Below are 23,093 nucleotides of genomic sequence, written 5' to 3'. Positions count from 1 at the left end.
GCTGTCACGTCTCCACTTCCTCTGACCCGAAGGTTTGCCATGTCTGCAGCACGTCCACGTCGGCGCCTCCGGCGCCTGACGGTTGCTCTCGTCGCCTCCGCTGTGACGCTTGCCCCGGTGGCTTGCAGCGATGACTCGCCGCCCTCAGCAACAGGCTCGACCAAGATAACCGTGGTCCTGCCCTGGTACGCCGACCCGGAAGGAGGCGGGTACTTCGCCGCCCAAGCCGACAACCTGTACAAGGACAAGGGACTCGACGTCACGCTGCAGCCGGGCGGCCCGCAGGTATCGGCGACTCAGCTGGTGGCATCAGGCCGGGCACAGATCGGCCACACCGACGCGGCAGGCATCGTGCAGGCGCAGCAGCAGGGCATTCCGATCATCGCGATAGCCGCGCTCTACCAAGACAATCCGGTCGGCATCCTGTCGCACAAGGACCAGAACATCACCTCCTTCGACACCATGGCGGGCCGCACCTTGGTGAGCCAAGCGGGCGCGCTGTACCCGGTGTGGTTGGACAAGGAACTGGGTGTGTCGATGAAGACCATGCAGTACCAGGGGTCCATTGCCTCCTTCCTCAAGGATCCGTCGCTGCTGCAGCAGGGCTGGCCGACCAACGAAGTCCTGCAGGCCGAGGAAGCCAACGTGCCCGTGAACTTCGTGCCGTACTCGAAGTCGGGATTCAACCCATACAACGACGTGGTCTTTACCTCGAAGACCTACTTCGACTCCCACAAGGACGAACTCAAGACATTCCTGGAGACCAGCATCACCGGCTGGCACGACTACATGTCCGACGTGAAGGTGGCTACGGCGGCCAACGACGCGATCCTCAAGGCCAACACCGAGCAGTCCAGCAAGTCGGTGTGGTACGCGTGGGACAAGCAGCGCGAGTTCATCGTCGCCGGTGATGGGGCCAAACAGCTCGGTGCGATGACCGAGGCGCGCTGGAACACGTTGGTCGACCAGCTGGCGAAGCTGGGACAGGTCACCACGAAACCGCAGTCGTCCGATCTGTACGACGCCAGCTTGCTCCCGACGATCTCCGCCCCCACCGAGCTGCCGGGACCGCCCGCCGGGCCGTAGGCCGCACACGGAGTGATCGAGACCATGGGAAGCAGGCAATGAGAACGGTATTCAGCGGTGGCGGGCTCATCGTCGACGCAGACAGCGAGCTAGCATCTGGTTTCGTCGTCGTCGACGACGGTGTGATCACCGACGTCGGCGAGGGCGACGCCCCCATTGAATACCGGCAAGCCGCCGACCGCGTCGTCGACACCACGGGGCTGGCGGTGATGCCTGGCTTCATCAACGCTCATTGCCACCTCTTTCAGTCGATGCTTCGCGGCATCAGCACGACGAAATGCCTTGAAGACTGGCTGGCCAAGGACATCTGGCCATACACCGGTCTGCTCCAGCCTGCCGACTTCTATCTGGCAGCAACGGCGGGACTCCTGGAGAACCTGCGATCGGGCGTCACCACCGTGCTGGAGAACCAATACGTCCACCACCATGCCGACAACACCGACCACGTGGCCCGGGCGTTCCGCGACATTGGCATCCGTGGTCTCATCGCACGCGGCGGCGTCGACATGGACGCCAGTGGTGCGCGGTTATCCCGACTGGAATCCGTCACCGAGTATCTCGACAACCTCGCGTTGTTCATCTCGACTTGGGATGGCGCCAGTTCGGGCCGGATCCGATGCGAAGCGGCGATCCAAACCACCTGGCTCGCCTCGCGCGAATTGTGTGACCGCGTCGGCACCTATCTCGCGGATACCGGCGTCGGCCTGCACGCCCACTGCGCCGAAACTCGCACCAGCGTCGCTTCCACCGTTGCCGGCCATGGTGTCCGTGAAGTCGAGTACTTCCGTGGCTTTGGCCTGTTACAGCCTGCAACCCAGCTCGTGCACTGTGTGTGGCTGGACCCCGATGAATGCGCGTTGGTCGCCGAGTCCGGTGCCACCGTCGTGACGTGCCCGACGTCCAACGCCTACCTGGCGTCGGGTCCGGCACCCGTCTCCGACCTCCGCGCTCTCGGCGTGCCGGTCGCGATCGGATGTGATGGACCGGCAAGCAACAACGGGCAGAACATGTTCGAGTCACTAAAGTGGTCGGTGCTCTCGGACCGGCTCCGAACCCTCGACGCAGAGCGCCTCAGCGAAGTCGACGCCCTTGACATGGTGTGGCGCGGCGGTGCCCGTGCCGTCGGCATGCCCGACACGCTCGGCGCCATCCGGCCCGGGTACTTGGCCGACTTGGTGACCATCGATGTCGAGTCGCCGGGCTACAGCGGGTCGTCAACTCTTCGTCGCGGTGTCGTCTTCGCCGGGTCGCCTGCCGATGTACGGGGCGTCTGGGTCGACGGCGAACAAGTCGTGCGGGATGGTGAAGTACTCACCGCCGACCGGCACGAGATACACACCTCGATGCGCAGGCGGCGCGCAGCGATCGTCAATCACGACCTGGTGGCGGTGCCGACATGACGGTGACCGACTCCGCACCACGGCAATCGGAAACCCTTGTCACCTTCTCCGGGGCAGACAAGGTGTACGGCAACGGATTCCGTGCGCTGGCACCGATAGACCTCGCGATCCAGCGGGGCGAGATAACCGTCCTCGTCGGACCGTCGGGTTGCGGCAAGACAACCCTGCTGCGGATGGCCGCGGGCCTCACCGAACCTACTTCGGGATCGATGACCCGCGACACCGAGCGTCTGTCCTACGTGTTCCAGGACCCCACCCTGCTGGCGTGGCGCACCGTGCACGCAAACGTGCAGGTGATCGCGAAGCTGCAAAAGGTGCCGCGCGCAGAACGTCGGGCTCGCGCGAATGAGGCAATCAAGATGGTTGGCCTCGATGGGTTTCAGAAGGCGTACCCGCGAGAGATGTCCGGAGGAATGAAAATGCGGGCGTCACTGGCACGTTCGGTCACCAGCGACCCTGAGCTCCTACTCATGGACGAACCCTTCGCCGCCCTCGACGAGTTCACCCGCGAGAAGATGGGCGCAGAACTATTGCGGCTATGGCGCGAAAAGGATTTCAGCGTCCTGTTCATCACTCACTCCATTTACGAGGCCTGCACCCTCGGCCACCAGATAGCGATCATGGATACCGGCCCTGGCCACGTCGTCGACGTCGTCAGATCACCAAGCCCGCCGTCGCTCGACCCGACCACCGAGCGCGATGAGACCGCATTACGTGCGCTGCAGCAGCAGATCTCGGTCACGCTCGGAAGCTTCCGCGAATGATCGTCCTCGAGCGCGGATCCCTGATCAGCCGGATCGTCAAGCCCAAACCCAAGTCCACACCCGTGCGACCGACGGCTTCGGCGCGCACACGCATCCGTCGCATCGCACCACCTGTCGGCGCATTCACCCTCGTCATCGCGACGTGGCAACTGATCATCACGATCTTCGACGTGCCCTCGTACATGCTTCCCTCGCCAATGACCCTGCTGCGAACTCTTTGGGACGAACGCACGTCGATCTGGCAGCCCACCTGGGTCACCGTCCAGGAGTCCTATCTGGGGTTCGTAGTCGCCACCGTCGCCGGCGTCGCCATCGCGCTGGTGATGATGCGGTGGAACATCGCTGAACGCGGCTTCTACCCGTATCTCATCGTGCTGCAGACCATTCCGATCGTCGCGATCGCTCCGCTGTTCGTCGTGTGGATCGGTCCCGGGCAGACCACCAATATGCTGGTCGGTGCCATGATCGCCTTGTTCCCGGTCGCGGCGAATGCCTTGCACGGGCTCAAGTCCATCGACCGCAACCTCGTGCAGCTCTACAATATGGCGGGCGCTGCACCCCGCGTGACCCTGTTCTCATTGCGGCTCCCCGGTGCATCACCATCGATCCTCACCGGCATGCGGATCGCCGCAGGCGCCTCGGTGATCGGCGCGATCGTTGGTGAGTTCGTGGCCGGAGTCGGCGGCGGCGAAGGCGGACTGGGCTACATCATCACCCAAAGCGCCGTGCAGCTGCGCACCCCGCAGTTGTTCGTCGCCGTCGTGATGGCCAGCGTGGTGTCGTTGGTGTTGTTCGGGTTCGTGGTCCTGCTCGAACGATTGCTGCTGTCCCGGTGGCACGAATCCGCTCTCCCCGAAGATGAATGAGGATCCGACGTTGACCCGCATGTTTCATCTCGCTCACCTCACCACATCCGAAGTCGACGCGATCGACAAGACTGATGCGGTCGTCGTCCAACCGATCGGAGCGATCGAACAGCACGGACCGCACCTACCGCTGATCACCGACGCCATGCACGCCGAAGCGATCACCATGGCCGCCGTCGAGAGCCTGCCCGACGACGCCAACGTCTGGGTACTGCCGACCCTGCACTACGGCAAGTCGACCGAACACCTCGGCCGCGCGGGGACGATTGCGATGTCGGCGGCCACCCTGATGGCGGTATGCATGGACCTCGGTACCTCGTTGGCAGCCAGCGGATTCCGAAAACTGGTGTTCGTCAACGGCCACGGCGGCCAGCCGAGCCTGCTGGACGTCGTCGCCCGCGACATTCGCCACCAGACAGGCTTGGAGGTCTTCGGAGTCATGCCTCTTCGGTTCCCCACACCACCGGAGGTCGACCGCGTCCACGACGATTTCGACATCCACGGCGGCTACGTGGAGACCTCGATCATGATGGCGATCGCTCCCGATCTCGTGCACCACGACCGCGCATTCCCCGACGGGCAGGACGCCGCAGCGGAATTCGCCAAGTACAAGCACCTCACCCTCGAAGGAATATTGCCCACCGCGTGGCTGACGGACGACCTCTCCGATTCCGGAACGATCGGTGACCCCACCCAGGCCAGCGCCGATGTCGGCAAGGTCATCCTGGCGTCGGCGGCACAACAACTCGCCGAGTCTCTTCTCGAGGTCCGCGCATTCAGCTTCCCCAAGCGGACACGCACATCGTGAGCCGAAATCTGTGGTCCCTGAGGCCCGGACATGCCGACCTGCGCCGCACCCATCAGCCGCAGCGCCCACTCGAGGTCCCCGCCGAATCATCCGACGTCACCATCGATCTGTCCCGAACTGCGGTAATCGTGGTGGACATGCAGAACGACTTCGTGACAGAAGGCGGCTGGCTTCACCACATCGGCGTCGACGTCTCGGGCGCGATCGGTGCCGTCGCCGTGCTCAACCACGGATTGCCCGTGCTCCGCTCGGCGCAGGTCCCGGTCATCTGGCTCAACTGGGGTAATCGCCCCGACAAGGCCAACTTGCCTCCTGGCGTACTGCACGTGTACGACCCGAACGGCGAAGGAGGTGGGATCGGTGACGGTGCCGCCAGGTCCGAAGCGGTACTGACCCGCGGAAGTTGGGGCGCCGCCGTGACATCCGAGCTGCAGCCCAGCGAGGACGACCTGTTCGTCGACAAATACCGGATGAGCGGGTTCTTCGACAGCGAACTCGACTCGGTGCTGCGCAACCTGCGAGTCGACACCCTGCTCTTCGCCGGCGTCAACGCCGACCAGTGTGTGTATGCGACCCTCGTCGACGCCGCCTGCCTCGGATACGACGTGATCATGCTCGCCGACGCCGTCGCCACCACGTCGCCGGCGTACTGCATGGAGGCGACCCTGTACAACGTTCGCCAATGCTATGGATTCACCACGTATCTCGATGCAATGGTAAGGAGGATTGAGCAGGCATGAGCGTCGCACCGACACTGCACGGCCTTACCGATCTCACCGCGTACAAGATCAGCCCCGACGACACGGTGACACTCACGGTGCTGTCCGGCCCCAAGACATCCGGGTCGAACACCACTGTGTGCTTCGAGATTTGGGAGCCCGGCGGATCGCAGCCGGACAACTCCCACCCGGAGTCGACCGAGACCTTCGTCGTGCTGCGCGGACACGGCGCCGCGCATTCCGACGAACACGTCGTGGCGCTGACTCCGGGCGCGGTGATCGTGCTGCCGACCGGCTCCGTCCATCGCATCGTCAACACGTCGACGACGGACAAGATGTACACCATCACCGTGATGGAGAACGACGGCGGATTCGAAGACCTCATTCTGCGCGGAACCCCGGCGGAGCTGACCGACGATGACATCGCGGTGCTCGCAGCGTCGCATGCGCGGCGGGCCGCCCCGAAGTGACGACCACGGCAGGCACTGGCGTCGTCCTCGGGTCACAGCACCTGACGTCCACGCCGGAAACCGTGTTGTGTCGTCCCGGCACGGCGGAGGTGCGTTACCCGACGACCACCCGTCGGGGGACGTCACCAGCGTGTTCTGCAAGGCGGTCGGCACAGAGGGGATCCTGCCTCTTCGGCAGGACGAGTCGGCGTATGCCGGTGCGCACCGCTCGATTCGGTTTCCGTTGCGTCCATTCCTGGGAATCATGGGTGTCGCCGCGGCCGGCAGCGTGCGGCCGAACTCCATCCCGCCTGGCCTTTACGGCGGAAACCTCGACATCACCTGCCTCGGTGTGGGGGCCACGCTGTATCTGCCCGTCCAAGTTCCCGACGCGTTGCTCTACGTCGGGGATCCGCACTACTCGCAGGGCGACGGTGAGGTCGCGTTGACGGCCTTCGAGGCACCGCTTCGCGCAACGCTCCACGTCGACGTGGTTCGCGGCGGTGCTAGGGCGGCGAACGGTCGGCCGTTCGCCGAGACCGAGGAGTTGCTCATCGGCATCGGCCTCGACGCTGACTTGGACGAGGCGTGTCGCGACAGTGTTCGTGCCGCGCTGGACCTGCTGTCGCATCGCTACGACATCCCCGCGCACCTCGGTTACGCCTATCTCAGCGCCGCAGCCGACGTCCGGATCTCCCAGGTCGTCGACCGGGTGAAGGGATGTCACACCGTGATCCGGAAGGCCGACTTCCGGGAATGGCCGTGACTGGTTCCTGGTTCGCGGTGCGTGACTACGGGTGTGGCATCCACCTACTGTCGGAGCCGGGTCACGTCAACAGCTACCTGATCGTCGGATCCGAGCGGGCGCTGTTGTTCGATACCGGTCTGGGGATCGCTGACATCGGTGATGCCGTCCGCGGAATCACCGACCGTCCGTTGGTCGTCGTCAACTCGCACCATCACTTCGATCATCGCGGCGGTAATCAGCACGTCGAAACCGACGAGTTCCTGTGCCATCGCTCGGGTATGTCGCTCTATGGCGCGGTGCCAAGCGCCGAGCTGGCCGCCTACGCGGTCGCCGCCACGCGAATGTGTCAGATCTACAGCCAGTTTCGTGAACTGGACAAGATGAAGTTCTTCCTGAGCCCGGACGACCTCACCATGCGCTCACTTCCCGACCTGAGCAGCTGGACCATCCCGGCGACCCCGCCGACTCGCGGGCTCGATCACGGCGATGTCATCGACCTCGGCGACCGGCGACTGACGGCACTGCACACACCCGGTCACGTGCCGGATTCGCTGTGTCTGTGGGAGCCGGAAACGGGCATGTTGTTCTGCGGCGACACACTGTTGACGACGACGCACTGGGCGCATCTTCCCGATAGCGACGTAGCCGCGTTCGCGGCGTCATTGGCATCACTGGCCGAGCTGTCGGTAACACGAGCGTTCGTCGGACACAATCTCGTCCCAGACGTCGATCACGCGTTCGTCCGCCACGTCGCGGAGACCTTCGCCATCCTGGCCCAAGACCCAACGCGCGGTCGGGTGGTGGACGGACCGCACGGCGATCCGGTCAGACGCCATGACGGCCAGGGGTTCGCGATCCTTACGCGGCTGTGAACGAGACTGTGCGGTCCCGCCGGGCTCTCCTCCCAGCGGGGACCGCACAGGGTCTTGGTGGGCCGATCTTGGTGGGGCGCTGCTTAGAAGCCCCACGCGGCGGCCGCGCGCCGATCGGTGTCAGCGACGTCGTCGGCGCCGTCGCGCACGGCGTTGCCGAGGTTGACCAGAATCTCGTTCAGCGCCGCCGCCGACTGGTCCCAACGGGCCTGTTCGACCCGATACGCCTCGGCCGCCTCGCGGGTCCAGACCGCCGTCAACGGCGCGATCTGGGTCCGCAGGTCGTCCAGCGCAGCGTTGAACCGGGCCGACGTGGCGTGGATCTGTTGACGGACGGTGTACTCGATCTCGGAGAAGTCGTAGGACAGAACCGGATCCATGGGAGCTCCATTCGGGTTGGCGGTTAGAGGGATTGGACAGTGGCTGAGATCCGGTGCGAGTGACTGTCGGTGGCCTCGCGCAAGGTTCGCTCGTTGTAGGTGATGGTCTCGGCGATCCGCTGCAGTGCGGCGTGCAGCTTCACCGACTCGGCGTTCCACCGGTCGACGACGTCTCTGAATCGGGCCGCCGCCGCTCCTCCCCACACCGAGGCAGGCACGCTGGTCATCTGGCCGATGAAAGAGCGCAGCATCGCCCGGACCTCCTCATTGCGGGTGTCAATCCTGCCCGCGACGGCCGTCATGAGGTCGAAGTCGGTGTTCAGTGCACCGGGTGTCGTCATCTAAGTCCTTCCGTGTTCTGTGAAGCGGGACATGATAATTGGACGCACACGATCGCGATTCGGTTCCATGAGCCGCGAATGTCGATCACGGCGCGGTCACGGCAAGGTCCTTGCCGATCGAATGGCCGCCTCGCAGATCCGTTCAGGAGCCGGGCGGTCCGGCGCGTGTTGGCAGCCGATGGCGATCCGCACGCCGCGGTCGAGCATCACGGTCCACTCGACGTGGTGCTCCGTGCGGATCTCGCGGTAGGTGATGACGTTCTTCTCGGCCCTGCGGTCCGACGCGGTGAACTCGACGAAGACCCCGTCCGGCTGCTCGCCAAGCGCTCGTCGCAACACCTCGGCCGCGACGGCCAGCGATTCCTGCCCCGGCGACTGGGTAACCTGGATCGCGACGTGCGGCTCCCGTGGCGAAAGCACTTGCACCCGAGCCGAACCGGGACCCGAGTTGATGCGTTCGGTGGACCAGTCGGCGGGCACCTCGACGGCAACCCGCCCCTCGACCAGCCATGCCGAGGTAGCCGTCGCGTCGTCGTCGGCACCGTACCCTGCTGCGGCGACGGTCAACGCCGTCACCACCAGCCCGGCCCCGGTGAGCGCCGCGACGCGGGGATGGGTGAACCTGGCAGGCAGGCCGACCATGCGACGCCTGCCCACCCGCCGCTCCCGCGCCGCGCGCAGCACGCGTCGGTCGTCGGCCATCGATACCGCGACGCCCCGAGACCGCAGGACACGCGCGAGTTCGCCGCTCAGTCTCGCCGCCCCATCCATGCCACTTGGTACGTCGATCACCACGACCGCCTGGTCGACGAGCGTGTCGATCGAGTCGGCGACGACGCGCGGTTCACCGACGCGAGGCACGACGGACGTTGCCGCGCCGGGAGCGTGGACGACGACGAACTCCGGTGCGATCTCGACGATGGTCTTCGAGTCATCGGCCTGCAGGACGTCTGCCCGCCGCAGCTGCACGACATTGGTGGCCATTTGACGGGCGGCGTTGCCCACCATCTCGATTCGTGGCGGTCGCCACCATGACGGGCAGACGAGTACCACGGTGCCTGCGGCGTGACCGATGGCCGCCGCCATCACCTCCCGCCACACTTCGTCGACCGGCACGACGCGGTCGCCGACCAGAGCGGTGGCGTCGTCGATGGATTCGAATGCTGCCGTGACGAGTTCGCCGTCCACCGCGCGGGCACCGACGATCTCGGTCGGTCCCACCACGAGTACGGCATCGGGCGCGGTCACGGTGGATCCGTCCAGGACACCTGGACCACCTGGTTCGGCTGGCCACGCCGAGTCAGCGTGCCGCGGCCCGGCGGCTGTGTCGTCGGGCGAACCGCGCCCAGCAGCACGCCGTCGTCCGGGCCGGCGCTCATCGTCAGCCCCATGCATCCGAGGTCACGCAACCGGGCCAGGAACGGATCGAACATCGCACGCGCCGCACCACCCGACCGGCGTGCCACGACGACGTGCAATCCGAGGTCACGGGCATGCGGGAGCAGGTCGAGCAGCGCGGTGAGCGGGTTGACCGTCGATTCGGCGACCAGGTCGTAATCGTCGACGATGACGTACATTTCGGGACCCGACCACCAAGACCGGTCGCGCAGCTGCCGCTGGGTGACCTCGGCACCGGGCATGCGTGCATGCAGGCTTCGGGCCAGGTTTGCGACGTGCGTCTCCGCCGCCGCCGCGGACATCGCATAGCCGGCGAGGTGATCCGATTCGACCACGCCGAGCAGCGACCGGCGCGGGTCCACGATCAGGATCTGCACGTCACTCACTGGGCTGTTGCGAACGAGTTCGTGGCACAGCGCGCGCAGCGTCGTCGTCTTTCCGCACTCCGTTTCGCCGAGCACGACGAGGTGCGACTGTCCCCCGAAGTCGACGGCGATGGGCCGCAGGTCGTCCTCGGCGAGGCCGATCAGGATGTGTGTCGGCGGCCGCGCACCGGACGCCGCTGCGACGACGGCGTCGGAGGTCACCTTCGTGGGCAGCAGTTCGACGGGCGGCGCGACGGTCACCGGATGGCGGGCCCGCAGCAGTTCGGCATCCGCCCGCAGCGCCGCGTCCAGACCCACGCTCGACGAGCGACCGTCCAGCCGCGGCAATGCGATCACCATGTCCAGACCGTCACGGGTGATGCCCCGGCCGGGTGGGCAGTCGCCGAGGAGCCGGGCCCTGCGCCGGTCCATCTCCGAGTCGGCCGGATCGCCAAGCCTGAGTTCGATTCTGGTGCCGAGTTGGTCCTTGAGCGCGGGCCGCATCTCCACCCAGCGGGATGCGGTCACCACCACGTGCACCCCGACCGCTAGGCCCTGCATGGCAACGGCCGTGATGGACTCCTCCAGGCCGTCGAAGTCCTGCCGGACCGCTGCCCAGCCGTCGACGGCGAGGAACACGTCGCCGTACGCATCGTCGAATCCGGCGTCGAACCGCGCGTCGGCACCGTCACGGCGCAACCGTGCCTCGCGCGTCCGGATCAGCGCCTGCAGCTGACCGACGATGCGCCGGACCAGTGCGGGCTCGAACCGTCCTGCGACCGCACCGACATGGGGAAGCACCCGCGTGGACGCCAGCACTCCGCCGCCGAAGTCCAGCCCGTAGACCTGCACCCGTCCGGGCGGGTGCATCGCCGCCAGTCCCAACACCAACGTGCGCAACGCGATGGACTTGCCCGACCGCGGGCCGCCGACGATCGCGACGTGGCCACCTGGTCCGCTCAGATCGGCGATCAGCGGGTCGCACCGTTGTGCGAAGGGCTTGTCCACCAAACCGATCGGGACAACCAAGGGTGGTAGGCCCACCGACGATGCGAGCACCGTGTCGAGCGTGGGTGACTGCGCCAGCGGCGGCGACCACACCCGATGTGCAGGGGTGCCATGCCCGGCCAGCCGGTCGAGCACCGTGTCCAGAATGGTTCGGGTGGTGGCGTTTGGATCGTCGGGTGGAACCTCACTCGAAGTTCGTGGGACGTGACGCGCCGTGAACAACGAAGGGGCCAAGACACATTGCTCATTCCCCGGCATCACCGATCGCGGGACCGGGCTCGACACGAAGGCCGTGCGGAACCGGACGAGGTGGCCTGCTGCGGTCTTGAGGTAGGCCATCCCAGGCGTGCTTGGCAAATCGTATGCCTCCGGGGTGCCGAGCACCGCGCGGGATTCGGCAGCCGAGAACGTCTTCAGGCAAATTCGGTAGGAGAGGTGGTTCTCGAGCCCGCGCAGCCTGCCCTCGTCGAGACGTTGGCTGGCGAGCAGCAGGTGCATTCCGAGCGAGCGTCCCACCCGTCCGATCGCGGTGAACAAGTCGGCGAAGTCCGGCTGCTGGCTGAGCAGTTCGGAGAACTCGTCAACCACGATGAACAGCACGGGCAGTGGAGGTAGCGCGGCGCCCGCTGCCCGCGCGGCCTCGTAGTCGGTGACGTTCGCGTAGTTCCCCGCCGCCCGTAAAGCCTGCTGCCTGCGCGTCATCTCACCGGCGAGCGCATCCCTCATGCGGGCCACCAGGTGGGCCTCGTCCGACAGGTTGGTGATGACGGCCGCCACGTGCCTGAGCCTCTCGAAGCCGAGAAACGTTGCGCCGCCCTTGAAGTCGACGAGTACCAGGTTCAAGGCCTCCGGCGGATGGGTGGCGATCAGGCCGAGGGCCAGCGTCCGCAGGAACTCCGACTTTCCCGAACCCGTCGCGCCCACGCAGAGCCCGTGCGGCCCCATGCCGTCGTGAGCGGCCTCCTTGATGTCCAGTTCGACGGGCTCGCCTGCGTCGGAGACGCCAATGGCCACGCGGAGTCGCCGATTTCCGGTGCGAGGTGGCCAGCACGTCGCGGCGTCGAGGCGCTCCACGTCACCGACCCCGTTCAGAGCCGCCCAACCGCCGAGTGCATGAGGCGGGCCGACGATCCTCGACGAACCGACGCGAAACGGCGCCAGCCGACGCGCGCACGCCAGCGCCGCGACCGCCGGCAGGAAGTCCGGGCATTCAGCCAACCCGGTCCCGGGGCCCTCGGTACCGATCACCACCATCGTGACGCGGCCGGCAGGCGGGTCGCCGGAAACGTCACCGCCATCTACAAGCACCATCACGTGGGCGGCACCGTCGGCGTGGACCTCGGCCATGCTGCGATACGTCATCTGCGACGGCCCCGCGCCGTCATGCGAACGCGAGTCCGCGTGATGTGGAAGCCATTTCAGCCAGTCCCATTCGGGCGCCGCGGCTTCATCGACAACGGCCGCGATCTTCACGTGCTGGGGTCCGTGCAACATCGCCAGCTGACAGATCATCGCACTGGCCAGGCCGCGCGCCGCGAAGACGTCGTCGCCGCCAAGCGTGATCCGGGAATGCTCGCGCATGTCGATGACGACCGGCAGGTTCGACACCGTCGACCGGGTCGCCATCAAACGGTGCAATGCGTCCGCGGTCACCGGATCGCTGGATTCGGACGGCGTCGGTGATGGCGCGATCAGTCTGGTGGACAGGGCGAGCGTGCCGAGTCCGACGCGGACCTGGCAGAAGTCGGCGTCGTCGGGTTGGCGTTCCCACATGCGGCTCCCACCAGCCAGCCTCCACAACGATCCCGGATCGGGATGACTCCAGTGCATCGACCTGTGCTGAGATCCAGCAGTCCTGACGGTGGCGTCGTCCAGCGCTTCGAGGTAGCGCAGGTACTCGCGCCGATCCTGGTCCAGCTCGCCGGTGCGGCGGGTGCCGCGCGAACCGTAGGCCAGCGAGCCGACCACGGAGACCAGCATCATGACGGGGAACAACATGAACATCGGGCTACGGCTGGTACCGGATGTGAAGTACAGCAACGCCATTCCCAATGCGGCGACCAGCATTGCCGCAGGCATCAGCCACATCAGCGGGTTGGCCGGTGCCTGCCGCGGTACGTCTGGCGGCGGTTCGACGACGATGTCGCCGGCGTCGAGTTGCGGAGCGGCGAGGCGCGGAGCGCATACGAAGTCCATCGGTGAAAGGACGCGGCAGACGTCGATTCCGTTCCATCGCGAGGCGAGAGAATTGCCGCGCGGCCACCCCGTGCCAGTCGGTTACGGTGGCAATGCTGGACATCTACCGGGGGGTGATGCGATGTCAGTGTGTCGACTGTCGATTCAGAGCGACCGGGACGGTCAACCCGTCATGGTCGATTTGGCCCTGCCCTCGGGCACGCCGGTCGGGGAGCTGCTGCCGACAATCGTCGCGCTAGCCAGGCAGCATCCCGACGAGTCGCCGCTGTGCTGGCGACTGGACCGTCTGTCCGGGGCATCGCTCGACGAGTCGATCACCCTGGCCGAGAACGGTGTTCACGACGGCGAGGTCCTCATCCTCGCCGCGTCCGACGCACCGGCGCTCGGGCCGATGCGGTGGGGCCCGTTCCGCACGGTCGCAGAAGCTGGTCCGCCAGCAGACGTCTCTCAGTTCATACCCGCGGTCACCTGCGTGTGGGCGGCGGCCCTCGCCTCGCTGGCGTTGTGCGCTAGCCTGACCGGACACCCGAGCATCCATGTGCTGATCGCCGCGATCGGGACCAGCATTGCCGCGGCGATGGCGGTCACCGGCCAGAGCCCGCCAGCGGCCGTCGCCGCGGTGTCGTTGGCCGTCGCGACCGGCTTCCTGACGGTGCCCTCTGGCCCGGACCCCGCCAACGTCTTCCTGGCGGCCGCGGCATCGGCGTCCATGGCGCTGGCGCTGCTGCGGTGGGCCGATCAATCGGCGTCGACACTGGTTGCGACGGCAACCTTCTCGGCACTCGTCGCGATCGCGGTGATCGTTCCGATCGTTGCCGTGGTCCCCGTCGCGACCGTCGGGGCAGTCCTGGCCGTCGCCGCCCTCGGTGTGTTGGGATTGTCCGGCCGGATGGCGATTCTGCTGTCAGGACTCACCGTCGACCGACACGCCGACATCGACGAACGTGCACTCCGCGGCCACGCCACGTTGACTGGTCTGGTCGGGGGATGCAGCGGCGCAGCAACACTCGGCGCCGTTCTCATCGCGGTCGGATGCCATCGGTATGGCGCGCCTAGCCCGCCTGGAGCCGGGTTCGCCGCGGTGATCGGCGTCGTGTTGCTGCTGCGAGTGCGCACTTACGTCGACGAAGCACGACGTACGGCCCTTGCGATCGGTGGATTGGTCAGTGCGTCAGCGGCTTTCGTGATCTTCGTGACGGCACACCCAGCCCAGGTCGGGTGGGTGAGCGCCGTGCTCATCGCGATCGGCCTTGGAGCCACCCGTCCCCCGCGGCTCAATGCCGTCACGGCGCGCGCCGTGGAAGTCCTGGAGTACGCGGCGCTCGTCGCGGTGGTTCCGCTGGCCTGTTGGGTCGGCGGGGTCTACGCGATCGTGCGCGGCGTGTCTCTGCCATGACGTCCGCATTCGTCCTCACGTTACGAGTCGCCGCGGTCGTCGCGGTCACGTGGACGGCCGGTTTGACGTCCCCGCCAGCCGGTGCCGTGAATCCTCCGATCGTGGACGACGCATTGTTGCCCGTCCCGCAGTCACCTGCACCGCGGGAGCCGACCGAGCAGAGCGAACGCTGCCATTCGGCGGCCAGGCCCGCCGACGTCGGATCGGAGTCGCAGCTGAGCGGGATTGACCTGCAGTCGATCTGGCGACTGTCCCGCGGCCGGGGTCAGACGGTGGCGGTCATCGACACCGGCGTCGCCCGGCACCGACTGCTGCCGCACCTGGTTCCCGGCGGCGACTACGTGTCGGTTGGAGATGGCACGCAGGACTGCGATGGTCACGGCACCGTGGTCGCCGGAATCATCGGCGCGACAGAGGTCGACGTGGCGGGCACGTCGTTCGGTGGCCTTGCTCCCGATGCCGCCATCATGGGAATCCGGCAGTCGAGCAACGCGTTTCGCCGCGTCGGCGATCCCGGAAGTTCGGGGGTCGGTGACGTCGAGACTCTGGCCATGGCGGTGCGCACCGCGGCCGACGCGGGAGCGACGGTCATCAACATCTCCTCGGTCGCCTGCATTCCGGCGACCGACGAGATCGGCGACGGCGCCCTTGGCGCGGCGCTCGCCTACGCCGTCGACGTCAAGAACGTCGTCGTCGTCGCGGCGGCGGGCAACGTGGGCGGTCCTGGTGTGTGCCACGAGCAGAATCCGCCGTCCGACCCGTCCCGTCCCGGTCTGCCGGATTGGGACGCGGTGAACGTCGTGGCGAGCCCGTCGTGGTACGACGACTACGTCCTCACCGTGGCATCCGTCGACCTGGACGCCCGCCCGTCGACGTTCAGTCTCGCCGGGCCGTGGGTGGACGTCGCAGCTCCGGGCGAGGCGGTCGTCGCCCTGGATCCGGACGGGGAGGGCCTGATCGATACAGCACCCGGTTCCGATGAGCCGCTGTCGATTTCGGGGACCAGCTATGCCGCGCCGGTGGTCACCGGCATCGCCGCGCTGATCCGATCGCGCGAGCCGCAGCTCACGGCGAGGCAGGCGATGCAGCGCATCGAGGACACCGCGCGACACCCCGCGGCCGGATGGGACCCCCACGTCGGTCACGGCGTGGTCGACGCGCTGGCCGCGATTAGCGCGGACGGCCCCGGCGTTTCGCCGTCGACGCCGATGCCGTCCGTCCCGCCCGCCCCGGACGCTCGCCGGCCCGACCCGATGTCGCGGCAGGTCGCCTTCGGCGGTGCCGCGATCTGCGTTGCGGCGGTGACGGTCGCTTCGGTCTCGGCGGGTCGACTACGACGGCGCCGCCAGCCCGTCGCGCACGACTGAGGCCGCCTCGGTGCTCAGTTCCGGTCCCCGCGGCAGCGCCGCGAGAATCGGCCACGGGGCCGACACAGGCGGGCCGGCGAGACCGAGGTGGGACGCCACGTCGTCATCGTGAATGCCGTACACCACGCCCATGTCGCTGACCAGATACCGCGGACCGGACGTCCCGTCGTCCCCGATGATCGCGGCGGCCCTGGCGTCGACGGCGCGACCCGCAGGAACGACCACGGCGTCGACGTTCGGTCCGTCGCCATCGGCCTGGGCGAGGCTCGTCATCCCAACGGCGCTGATCGGCGGCTTCCCTGTCAGCACGACACTGCGCGACCGATCGTCGACCCGGTCGGCATGCCACAGCACGCACACCGCTGCGGAACCGTCGGCTCCTACCGGCTCGCGGGCGCGTTGCGGGAGGTGCCCGACGGCCAGCCCGTCGACGGCGCTGGTCCGCGCGATCGCCGACGGCGCGACGACAGGCACGCCGTCGAGGCCCCGGTAGGTGAACCTGATGAGGTCGGCGGCCACCTCGCCGATCCGTTGCACCCCCTCGCGCAGGACGGCGTAGTAGTCGGTGGCGTCGGCGCGCACCACGCGCACGACGGCACCGACTGGGACTCCCTCCAACGATCGGGGCCCAGCGGCACCGGCGCCATCAACGACCGGCGCAGCGATCGCCGGGACCTCGGGCAGGGTGTCGAGCAGTGCCCGCGAAACCAACACAGGGACAACGCCTTCGAGGCGAAGGGCACGCACCACTGCCGGGTTGCGGAGGTCCACCTCGGCACGCCGACCGTCGTAGAGCAGATAGGTCGTGGCGGGGCCCTCGCCGCGCGGGGCCACCAGGACGCTGCGCGCATCGTCGAACCTGTCGGTGGCCGAGGTCTCGGCGCCGACGATCACGACGGTGCGATCGGTGTCGCACACCATCCACGACGGCGCTGCCAGCGGTGCACCGATCGCCGCTGGCGCACCGGGAATGCCCATCGCCGGGCCCCGCTGCGCGCTCGCGATGGTCGCCTCTGCGACCACGACGGGGTTGGCCGCCGATCGGGCGATCATGCGGGCCGACGCGAGGTTCGGGACCGGGTGCAGCACGTCGTCGAGCCGCACGTAGAGCGCACCGGAATCGCGAGCCATGACGATCGGCGCGCTGCCCAGGCTGCCCTGCGGCCTGACGAACGCCAAGATCGCACACGCCGCGACCGCGATCACCGCGAGGACGCATCCCGCCGCCAGTGACAGAGATTGAGCGCGCAGCGGATCGTCGTGCATTGCAATGTTTCTGCGCACCAACGCATGTTCCATGCGCCGCATCAGAAAGCGATGACCACTCGCGGCAAGCCGGGTGGTCGGTTGATCGGCCATCAGTCCCCCGGCATCGAGCCTAACCTCGCTGGAGGGCCCGCCGGAGCACTGAATTCAGCGCCACCGCGCCCAGACGTAGGGCACCAGCGCGCGGAGGAAGTCGAGGTCGGGCCCGGAGGCGAAGGCCTGTCGGAAGCCTTCCTCGACGACCACGGCCCCCCGTCGCCACTAACACGAGCGTCAGTTTGCCTTCGAAGAGATCACCCAGATCTCACTCATCCAGCCCGCGTTGGGTTCATCCCGTCACTACGATGAGCTGACTGTTCGGCAAGAGGGGGACCCGGCATGCGCACCTTGCGATCCCCGTGGCCTGTCGTGCGGAGGGAGGCGCGCACGACGGTGGGCGGCATGCCGTGACGACTCCGGTACTCGACTTCGACGGCCGTGTGGTCGACCGGCGGGAGGAGATAGCGGAACTCCGCGAAGCCATTGAAGCGGCCGGACGCGTCGACGGAGGATGCGTCCTTCTCAGTGGGGTTCCCGGCGTGGGTAAGTCGACCCTCATGCAGGCCTTCGGCGCCGAGGTCGCCGGGCGCGACTGCGTTTTCGCCTACGGCAGATGCCGCGACGGCGCGCCCGCACCGTACTCGGCGTTGGGCGACGCCCTCGGTTCGCTCATCCGCACCATGGAGGCCACCGGCCCGGCTGAGCGGGCCCGCTGGCATGCGGGCCTGGTCAGTGGGGCGTCAACACTCGCCGGTGTCCTCAGCGAGCTCGTGCCCGGCCTGGCCCAAGTGCTTGGCGAAGTCTCGCACGTGGCCGACCTCGATGCAGCCGACGCTCGCCGCCGACTGCACCGCGCCGTTATCCGGCTCGTGTCGGACACCGCTTCCTATCGGCCGGTGGTCCTAGCGATCGACGACCTTCAGTGGGCCGATCGAGACACGTTGCTGCTGCTGTCGGAACTGTTGACGGTATCGCCTCGCAACGTGTTGTTCCTCGGTGCGCACCGAGCGGGTGAGTTCGACCCGGGCGCAGCGGGTCTCACCTCCGCGACGCTCCGTCCGATCGAGCTCAACCCGCTGTCCCGCGATGACGTCGAGGAGCTGCTCGCTGCGGTGAGCGGCCAGGGTGTGGAGCTCGGCGACGTGGCCAGCGAATTCCACCATCGGACCGACGGAAATCCTCTTCACGTCCGTCAGCTGCTGTACCGCGCACAACAAGAAGGCGCCCTTATCCCGGTCGGCCCAGGCGGACACCCGAGTTGGGACTTGCGCGTGCTCTCGTCAATCGAGGTCACGGCGACGGCCGCGGAGTTCCTCGGCCGATACCTCGACCAGCTGAGCCCTATCGACAGGGACGTGTTGACCTCGCTGACGTGCATCGGTGGCGAGTTCGATCTCGCCGACGCCGCGGTGGCGGCGGCGCAACCGCCCGACGTGGTAGTCCACGCGGTCTGGTCGGCCCTCGAGCTTCGCCTGCTCGAAGCCCTCGACAGCCGTGGCCAACGAATCACCAACGCGATCAGCCGCGACGCCCGCTACCGATTCAGCCACGACCGAGTGGCCGAGGTGGCGCGGGAAGGCATCTCCGCTGACGCCCAGCGCGAAACGCATCTTCGGATCGGCCGGCGGCTGGTCGCGCTCGGGGACGACCGGCTCTTCGAGGCCGCCCGCCACGTCGGCATCGGAGGCCGAGGGCTCGCCGACGACGACGAGCGGATCCGGTTCGTCGAGGTGCTGCGCCGCGCGGCACTCAAGGCGCGGGCGCAGGCATCCTTTCCGCTTGCCCTCGACTACTGCCGCAACGGTCTGGACTTGCTTGGCGAGCAGCGCTGGACAGTCGAGTTGCCGCTGGCCCGTGAGCTGCAGCTCGACGCCGCGGATGCCGCCATGTTGGTGGGTGACGTGGCGGCGCTACACGAATTGCTCGATGAGGCCGAGGAATTCCTGCACGACCCTGCCGACCGCGCGCGACTCGCCTACCTCAGACTCAAGGGGCGGGTGGCACAGAACCGCCTCAAGGAGGCGCTCGAAACCGGACTCCGAGCGCTCGACGAGCTCGGCGAGCCGCTGCCACCCGATCCAGGCAAACCAAGAATGGCCATCGCGCTAGCACGGATGAAGCTCTCGATGAGCCGTTGGACCAACGAACGGCTGCTCGAGCTACCTCACTGCGAGGATCGGCGGGTCATCGAGATCCAGCGGATTCTCGCCGAGCTACGCAGCATGTCCTACATCATCCGGCCCAACATCTTTCCCCTGGTCGTGCGCAAGCAGCTCGACCTCGCCCTCGAGTACGGCCACACCCCTTCCTCGCCACTCGTGCTCGCCAGTTATGGGCTTCTGTTGGTGATGACCGGCGACAGAGCGGGCAGCCAGCGCTTCGGCGAGGTCGGTCTGCTGCTCACGGAGCGGGCGGACTTCCGCGAGGCACGGCCGGAGACTTTGTTCTTGTACCTGAATTTCATCCGCCATTGGCGACACCCGCTCCGCGATGGGCTGGGCCAGCTGCGCGATGCCGTCGCGGAGGCGCTTGACCAAGGCGACCAGGAATACGCTGGATTCCTGGTCGCGGCCCTGCTCTCACAGTCATTCTTTGCCGGTCGCCCGCTTACGGAGATCGACGCCCTCGCCCAGTCCCTCATCCCCGAGATTCGTGCGCAGCCGGTGCCCCGCAGGCTTTGCCAGGCCACCCACCAGTTCTGCCTCAACTTGATGGGACGCAGCGAAGATCCCTTCCTGCTCGCCGGCGAGAGCGGCTACGACGAGCGTGAAGTACTGCCTGCGGCCAAGCGCGAGGGCGACGAGGTGGCTCTGAGCGCAGCCGCGACTCAGAAACTCGGTCTTCACTTCTGGTCCGGTGACTATCCAGGCGCGGCCGCCGCCACGGACGAGGCCATCGAGCACGTCGGTGGAATGGCAGGGACCGCGATCTGGCAACTCGTGTACATGATCAGCTCCCTGAGCAGAATTCACGCCGCGCCGAACGACCGCTCGACGCGGCATCTCGTGCGCAAGACGCTGACGATGCATCGCAAGTGGGCGGCGGGTGCGCCGGCAAACTATGCGGCACCGTGTGCGTTGATCGAGGGAACGTGGGCGCGAGCACGCGGTAAGCACCGCGATGCGGAGCGTTACCTCGATCAGGCCATGGGGCTTGCGGAGGATCATCAGCTGCCCCTGATCGGCGCACTAGCCCGCGAGGAGGCCGCCGCCCTCTACTCCCAGACGGGTCGGGCGACGCTCAGTGAGCACATGCTTCGGTCGGCGTACCAGCGGTTTTTGAGCCAAGGTCTGATTGTGCGCACGGACCGGCTTGCGCGGGCACATCCGTGGCTACTCAGCCGTGATCTCGTCCAGGCCGACTCCGCGGGTATCGACCAGATCAGCGCGCATCACCTGGTGCGTGCGCTGTCGGCAGCGCGGACCCCCGACGACTTGGCCAACATCATGCTCGGCACAGTCGTGGACACCACCGGTGCGGGCCGCGTTCTGTTCCTCACCGGCGAAGCCGAACACCTCATGGTCCGCGCCGTCCGCGAGCGCGGCGACACCACGACGGTCGATGGGCCCTGGACCGCGGTGCCCTACGACGAGACCATCGTCCGCCGCGTCGTGGACAGGGGTTCCCCCGTCGTCGTCGCGGGCGATCCGGTCCGCCTAGGCAACCGACCACCCGCACGACATCAGCCTCAAACGACGACGTCGTCCACCCTTGCTGTTCCGATAACGGTGCAGAACAAGACAATTGGCGTGATCTACGCCGAGCAGGACGAGTCGGGCAGGCGCTTCACGGCCGACCACGAGGAGGCAGTGGCTTTCCTGTGCGCCCAGGCCGCCGCGCCGTTGTGGAACTTCCAGCTCGAGGACCGGTTGCGGGACGCCGATGAGTACCGGCAGTCCCTGATGGACGTGCAATCGCGGTTCGTGCCCAACGAACTGCTGCGCATCCTCGACATCGACGACCTTCGCCGCGTCCGCAGCGGCTACCGGGTCGATCGCGAGATGACGGTCCTCATCAGCGACATCCGCGGCTTCACGACCATGCTCGAGGACATGGACGTGTCGGAGGCCAGCAGCTTGGCCATGGGATTCCTGCGGGCCGTGGAGATGCCGATCATCAGCTGCAACGGAATGATCCAAGACGTGCGCGGCGACGAGATCGTCGCGGTCTTCGAATCGGAGCCGGACGCCATCCGCGCAGGACTCGCCATGCTGCGCTCGCTGCGCGAGCACAACGAGGAGCGGCGGGCCCTCGGCTCCGTGGAGTTGCGGGCAGGAATCGGCATCAACACCGGGCGGGTCGGGGTCGGGCTCGTCGGCGGCGTGAATCGCATGGTGCTGACCATCATCGGCGATGCAGTAAACCTCGCCGCGCGCATAGAAAGCACCACCAAGCGGTACGGCTCGGCGATGCTCGTCTCCGATACGACCCGCAAACGCCTCCCCAACGGCGACGAGTTCGACATCCGCCGCATGGAGCGGGTCATGGTGGTTAACCGGCGCCGACCAGTGACGATCTACGAGGTATACGACGAGGACCCGACGCAGCTTCGCGATGCCAAGCGGGCCGCGCAGTCCGCCTTCGACGAAGCCTTTGCACTGTTCGACGACGGCGACGCCGATGGAGCGCGGGCCGCCTTCGAACGATGCCGCGACTTGCTGCCGGACGACCCGGTCGCCCCCCTGCATCTGGCGCACTGCGACGCGGTGACCCGAGGCGAGATGACTCCTGGTCAAGACGTCGTGCTCCTTCAGAAATGACACGCGTAACCATGCTGTCTGCGATGATTTGAACCACATTCGACCTGGGGGGTTCTAGTCATGTACGTGAGCGCAGAACGGCTGGCCATAGCCGACCGGGAAGTGGCGGAAACCTTCGAGCAGACCAGCATCGCCTGGCAGGCCATCCCGCATTGGGACACAGGCGATCCCGGTCAGAACAAGGTGTCCAACGACATCGTCAACGGTCCGGGGTTCCTCAACCTCGCGCTCGACGATGAACCGTTTAATGCCACACTCGCCCAACTAGGGTCTCCAACGCCGGACGCTCTCCTGGCCGAGGTGATGGCGAAGTCGGCGGATCTCGCCGCGAGTGTCGACGCGACGGTGCTGAACGCGTTGGCGAGTTCCAGCCCCTCCGTTCCTCTCACGTCCACTACCACGCTGGACCTCATGAATTTCCTCATCGACGCCAGGGCAAAAGTCGAGGATGCCGGGTACCGGGCGCCGTCCTGCCTGATTACCAACACCGACGGGCTCAAGGCGCTCAACGCGTTCACACTTGGCAGCTACCCGGTGCTGGACTACATCCTGTCCGCCGCCAACATCAACTCGCTGCACCGTGCCACGCAGTTGGCGGTGCTGAAACCCACCGCGCCCAACAAGGGATCGGATTTGCACAAAGTTCGCATGATCCTGATCGGACGGCGGCAGCGCATCGCTCACGGAGCTGCCGCGGATGCCTCCCCCGGCGAGGAGCCGGTGGACCTCGCGGTCAGCGCTCTGCCCAGCCTGGAGGTCGACGGCGAAAACGCCTCCGGAAGCATCGGAATGAGTGTCCAAATCCGCTACGTCACGAGAATCAAGGACACCGCCGGCGTCGTCGTGCTCCTAGAGCCGTGACGAT

Annotated in this window: 18 protein-coding genes; 13 read left to right on the top strand and 5 right to left on the bottom strand. The window is 67.0% G+C overall.

All coding sequences use genetic code 11. The annotated features are described in order from the left end of the window. Positions 1-171: 171 nt before the first annotated feature. The 9 genes from HNP02_RS21870 (at position 172) to HNP02_RS21830 (ending at position 7,712) form a co-directional block, all read left to right on the top strand. The gene (locus HNP02_RS21870) at positions 172-1,086 is read left to right on the top strand and encodes an ABC transporter substrate-binding protein (protein ID WP_184442412.1); all 915 of its coding nucleotides are present in this window, start codon (positions 172-174) and stop codon (positions 1,084-1,086) included. 38 nt (positions 1,087-1,124) lie between these two features. Next, entirely contained in the window at positions 1,125-2,486 is a 1,362-nt protein-coding gene (locus tag HNP02_RS21865; RefSeq protein WP_184442409.1) for an amidohydrolase family protein, read from the top strand. Then, complete coding sequence (locus HNP02_RS21860; protein WP_184442407.1) at positions 2,483-3,250, top strand: ABC transporter ATP-binding protein; 768 nt, start codon at positions 2,483-2,485, stop codon at positions 3,248-3,250. The genes HNP02_RS21865 and HNP02_RS21860 overlap by 4 nt, the downstream gene beginning before the upstream one ends. Next, entirely contained in the window at positions 3,247-4,116 is an 870-nt protein-coding gene (locus HNP02_RS21855) for an ABC transporter permease (protein ID WP_184442405.1), read from the top strand. Before HNP02_RS21860 ends, HNP02_RS21855 begins: the two co-directional genes overlap by 4 nt. After that, positions 4,109-4,924 carry a creatininase family protein gene (locus HNP02_RS21850; protein WP_255506769.1) on the top strand — a complete coding sequence of 272 codons (816 nt, stop codon included), beginning with the start codon at positions 4,109-4,111 and terminating at the stop codon, positions 4,922-4,924. The genes HNP02_RS21855 and HNP02_RS21850 overlap by 8 nt, the downstream gene beginning before the upstream one ends. Beyond that, positions 4,921-5,664 (top strand): cysteine hydrolase, encoded by a 744-nt coding sequence (locus HNP02_RS21845; RefSeq protein ID WP_309241655.1) that lies wholly within the window; start codon positions 4,921-4,923, stop codon positions 5,662-5,664. The genes HNP02_RS21850 and HNP02_RS21845 overlap by 4 nt, the downstream gene beginning before the upstream one ends. Further along, positions 5,661-6,113 carry a cupin domain-containing protein gene (locus HNP02_RS21840; RefSeq protein WP_184442403.1) on the top strand — a complete coding sequence of 151 codons (453 nt, stop codon included), beginning with the start codon at positions 5,661-5,663 and terminating at the stop codon, positions 6,111-6,113. Before HNP02_RS21845 ends, HNP02_RS21840 begins: the two co-directional genes overlap by 4 nt. Before the next feature lie 67 nt (positions 6,114-6,180). Further along, the gene (locus HNP02_RS42920) at positions 6,181-6,858 is read left to right on the top strand and encodes an acetamidase/formamidase family protein (RefSeq protein WP_309241654.1); all 678 of its coding nucleotides are present in this window, start codon (positions 6,181-6,183) and stop codon (positions 6,856-6,858) included. Beyond that, the gene (locus HNP02_RS21830) at positions 6,855-7,712 is read left to right on the top strand and encodes an MBL fold metallo-hydrolase (protein WP_184442399.1); all 858 of its coding nucleotides are present in this window, start codon (positions 6,855-6,857) and stop codon (positions 7,710-7,712) included. The genes HNP02_RS42920 and HNP02_RS21830 overlap by 4 nt, the downstream gene beginning before the upstream one ends. Before the next feature lie 83 nt (positions 7,713-7,795). Here HNP02_RS21830 and HNP02_RS21825 read toward each other — a convergent pair whose 3' ends face one another. The 4 genes from HNP02_RS21825 to eccCa form a co-directional block, all read right to left on the bottom strand. Then, on the bottom strand, positions 7,796-8,092 hold the full coding sequence (locus tag HNP02_RS21825; protein WP_184442397.1) for a WXG100 family type VII secretion target: 297 nt from the start codon (positions 8,090-8,092) through the stop codon (positions 7,796-7,798). Between the two features lie 23 nt (positions 8,093-8,115). After that, positions 8,116-8,433 carry a WXG100 family type VII secretion target gene (locus HNP02_RS21820; protein WP_184442395.1) on the bottom strand — a complete coding sequence of 106 codons (318 nt, stop codon included), beginning with the start codon at positions 8,431-8,433 and terminating at the stop codon, positions 8,116-8,118. 96 nt (positions 8,434-8,529) lie between these two features. Then, positions 8,530-9,681 (bottom strand): type VII secretion-associated protein, encoded by a 1,152-nt coding sequence (locus HNP02_RS43785; protein ID WP_184442393.1) that lies wholly within the window; start codon positions 9,679-9,681, stop codon positions 8,530-8,532. Beyond that, on the bottom strand, positions 9,678-13,400 hold the full coding sequence (gene eccCa, locus HNP02_RS21810) for a type VII secretion protein EccCa (protein ID WP_184442391.1): 3,723 nt from the start codon (positions 13,398-13,400) through the stop codon (positions 9,678-9,680). Before eccCa ends, HNP02_RS43785 begins: the two co-directional genes overlap by 4 nt. On the opposite strand from eccCa, the gene eccD reads away from it, so the two are divergent. Both eccD and mycP read left to right on the top strand, forming a co-directional pair. Then, the gene (gene eccD, locus HNP02_RS21805) at positions 13,345-14,796 is read left to right on the top strand and encodes a type VII secretion integral membrane protein EccD (RefSeq protein ID WP_309241653.1); all 1,452 of its coding nucleotides are present in this window, start codon (positions 13,345-13,347) and stop codon (positions 14,794-14,796) included. The genes eccCa and eccD overlap by 56 nt on opposite strands. Continuing rightward, entirely contained in the window at positions 14,793-16,163 is a 1,371-nt protein-coding gene (gene mycP, locus HNP02_RS21800; RefSeq protein ID WP_184442386.1) for a type VII secretion-associated serine protease mycosin, read from the top strand. The genes eccD and mycP overlap by 4 nt, the downstream gene beginning before the upstream one ends. Here mycP and eccB read toward each other — a convergent pair. Next, complete coding sequence (eccB, locus tag HNP02_RS21795; protein WP_184442384.1) at positions 16,128-17,522, bottom strand: type VII secretion protein EccB; 1,395 nt, start codon at positions 17,520-17,522, stop codon at positions 16,128-16,130. The genes mycP and eccB overlap by 36 nt on opposite strands. Before the next feature lie 353 nt (positions 17,523-17,875). On the opposite strand from eccB, the gene HNP02_RS21790 reads away from it, so the two are divergent. Continuing rightward, positions 17,876-22,228, top strand: coding sequence for an AAA family ATPase (locus tag HNP02_RS21790; RefSeq protein WP_184442382.1), 4,353 nt, complete (start codon positions 17,876-17,878; stop codon positions 22,226-22,228). A gap of 60 nt (positions 22,229-22,288) precedes the next feature. Then, positions 22,289-23,089, top strand: coding sequence for a hypothetical protein (locus HNP02_RS21785; RefSeq protein ID WP_184442380.1), 801 nt, complete (start codon positions 22,289-22,291; stop codon positions 23,087-23,089). Positions 23,090-23,093 lie beyond the last annotated feature (4 nt).

Source organism: Mycobacterium sp. AZCC_0083, from assembly GCF_014202335.1.
In the GTDB taxonomy this organism is placed as follows: domain Bacteria; phylum Actinomycetota; class Actinomycetes; order Mycobacteriales; family Mycobacteriaceae; genus Mycobacterium.
This window is presented reverse-complemented; position numbering and strand designations above follow the sequence as displayed.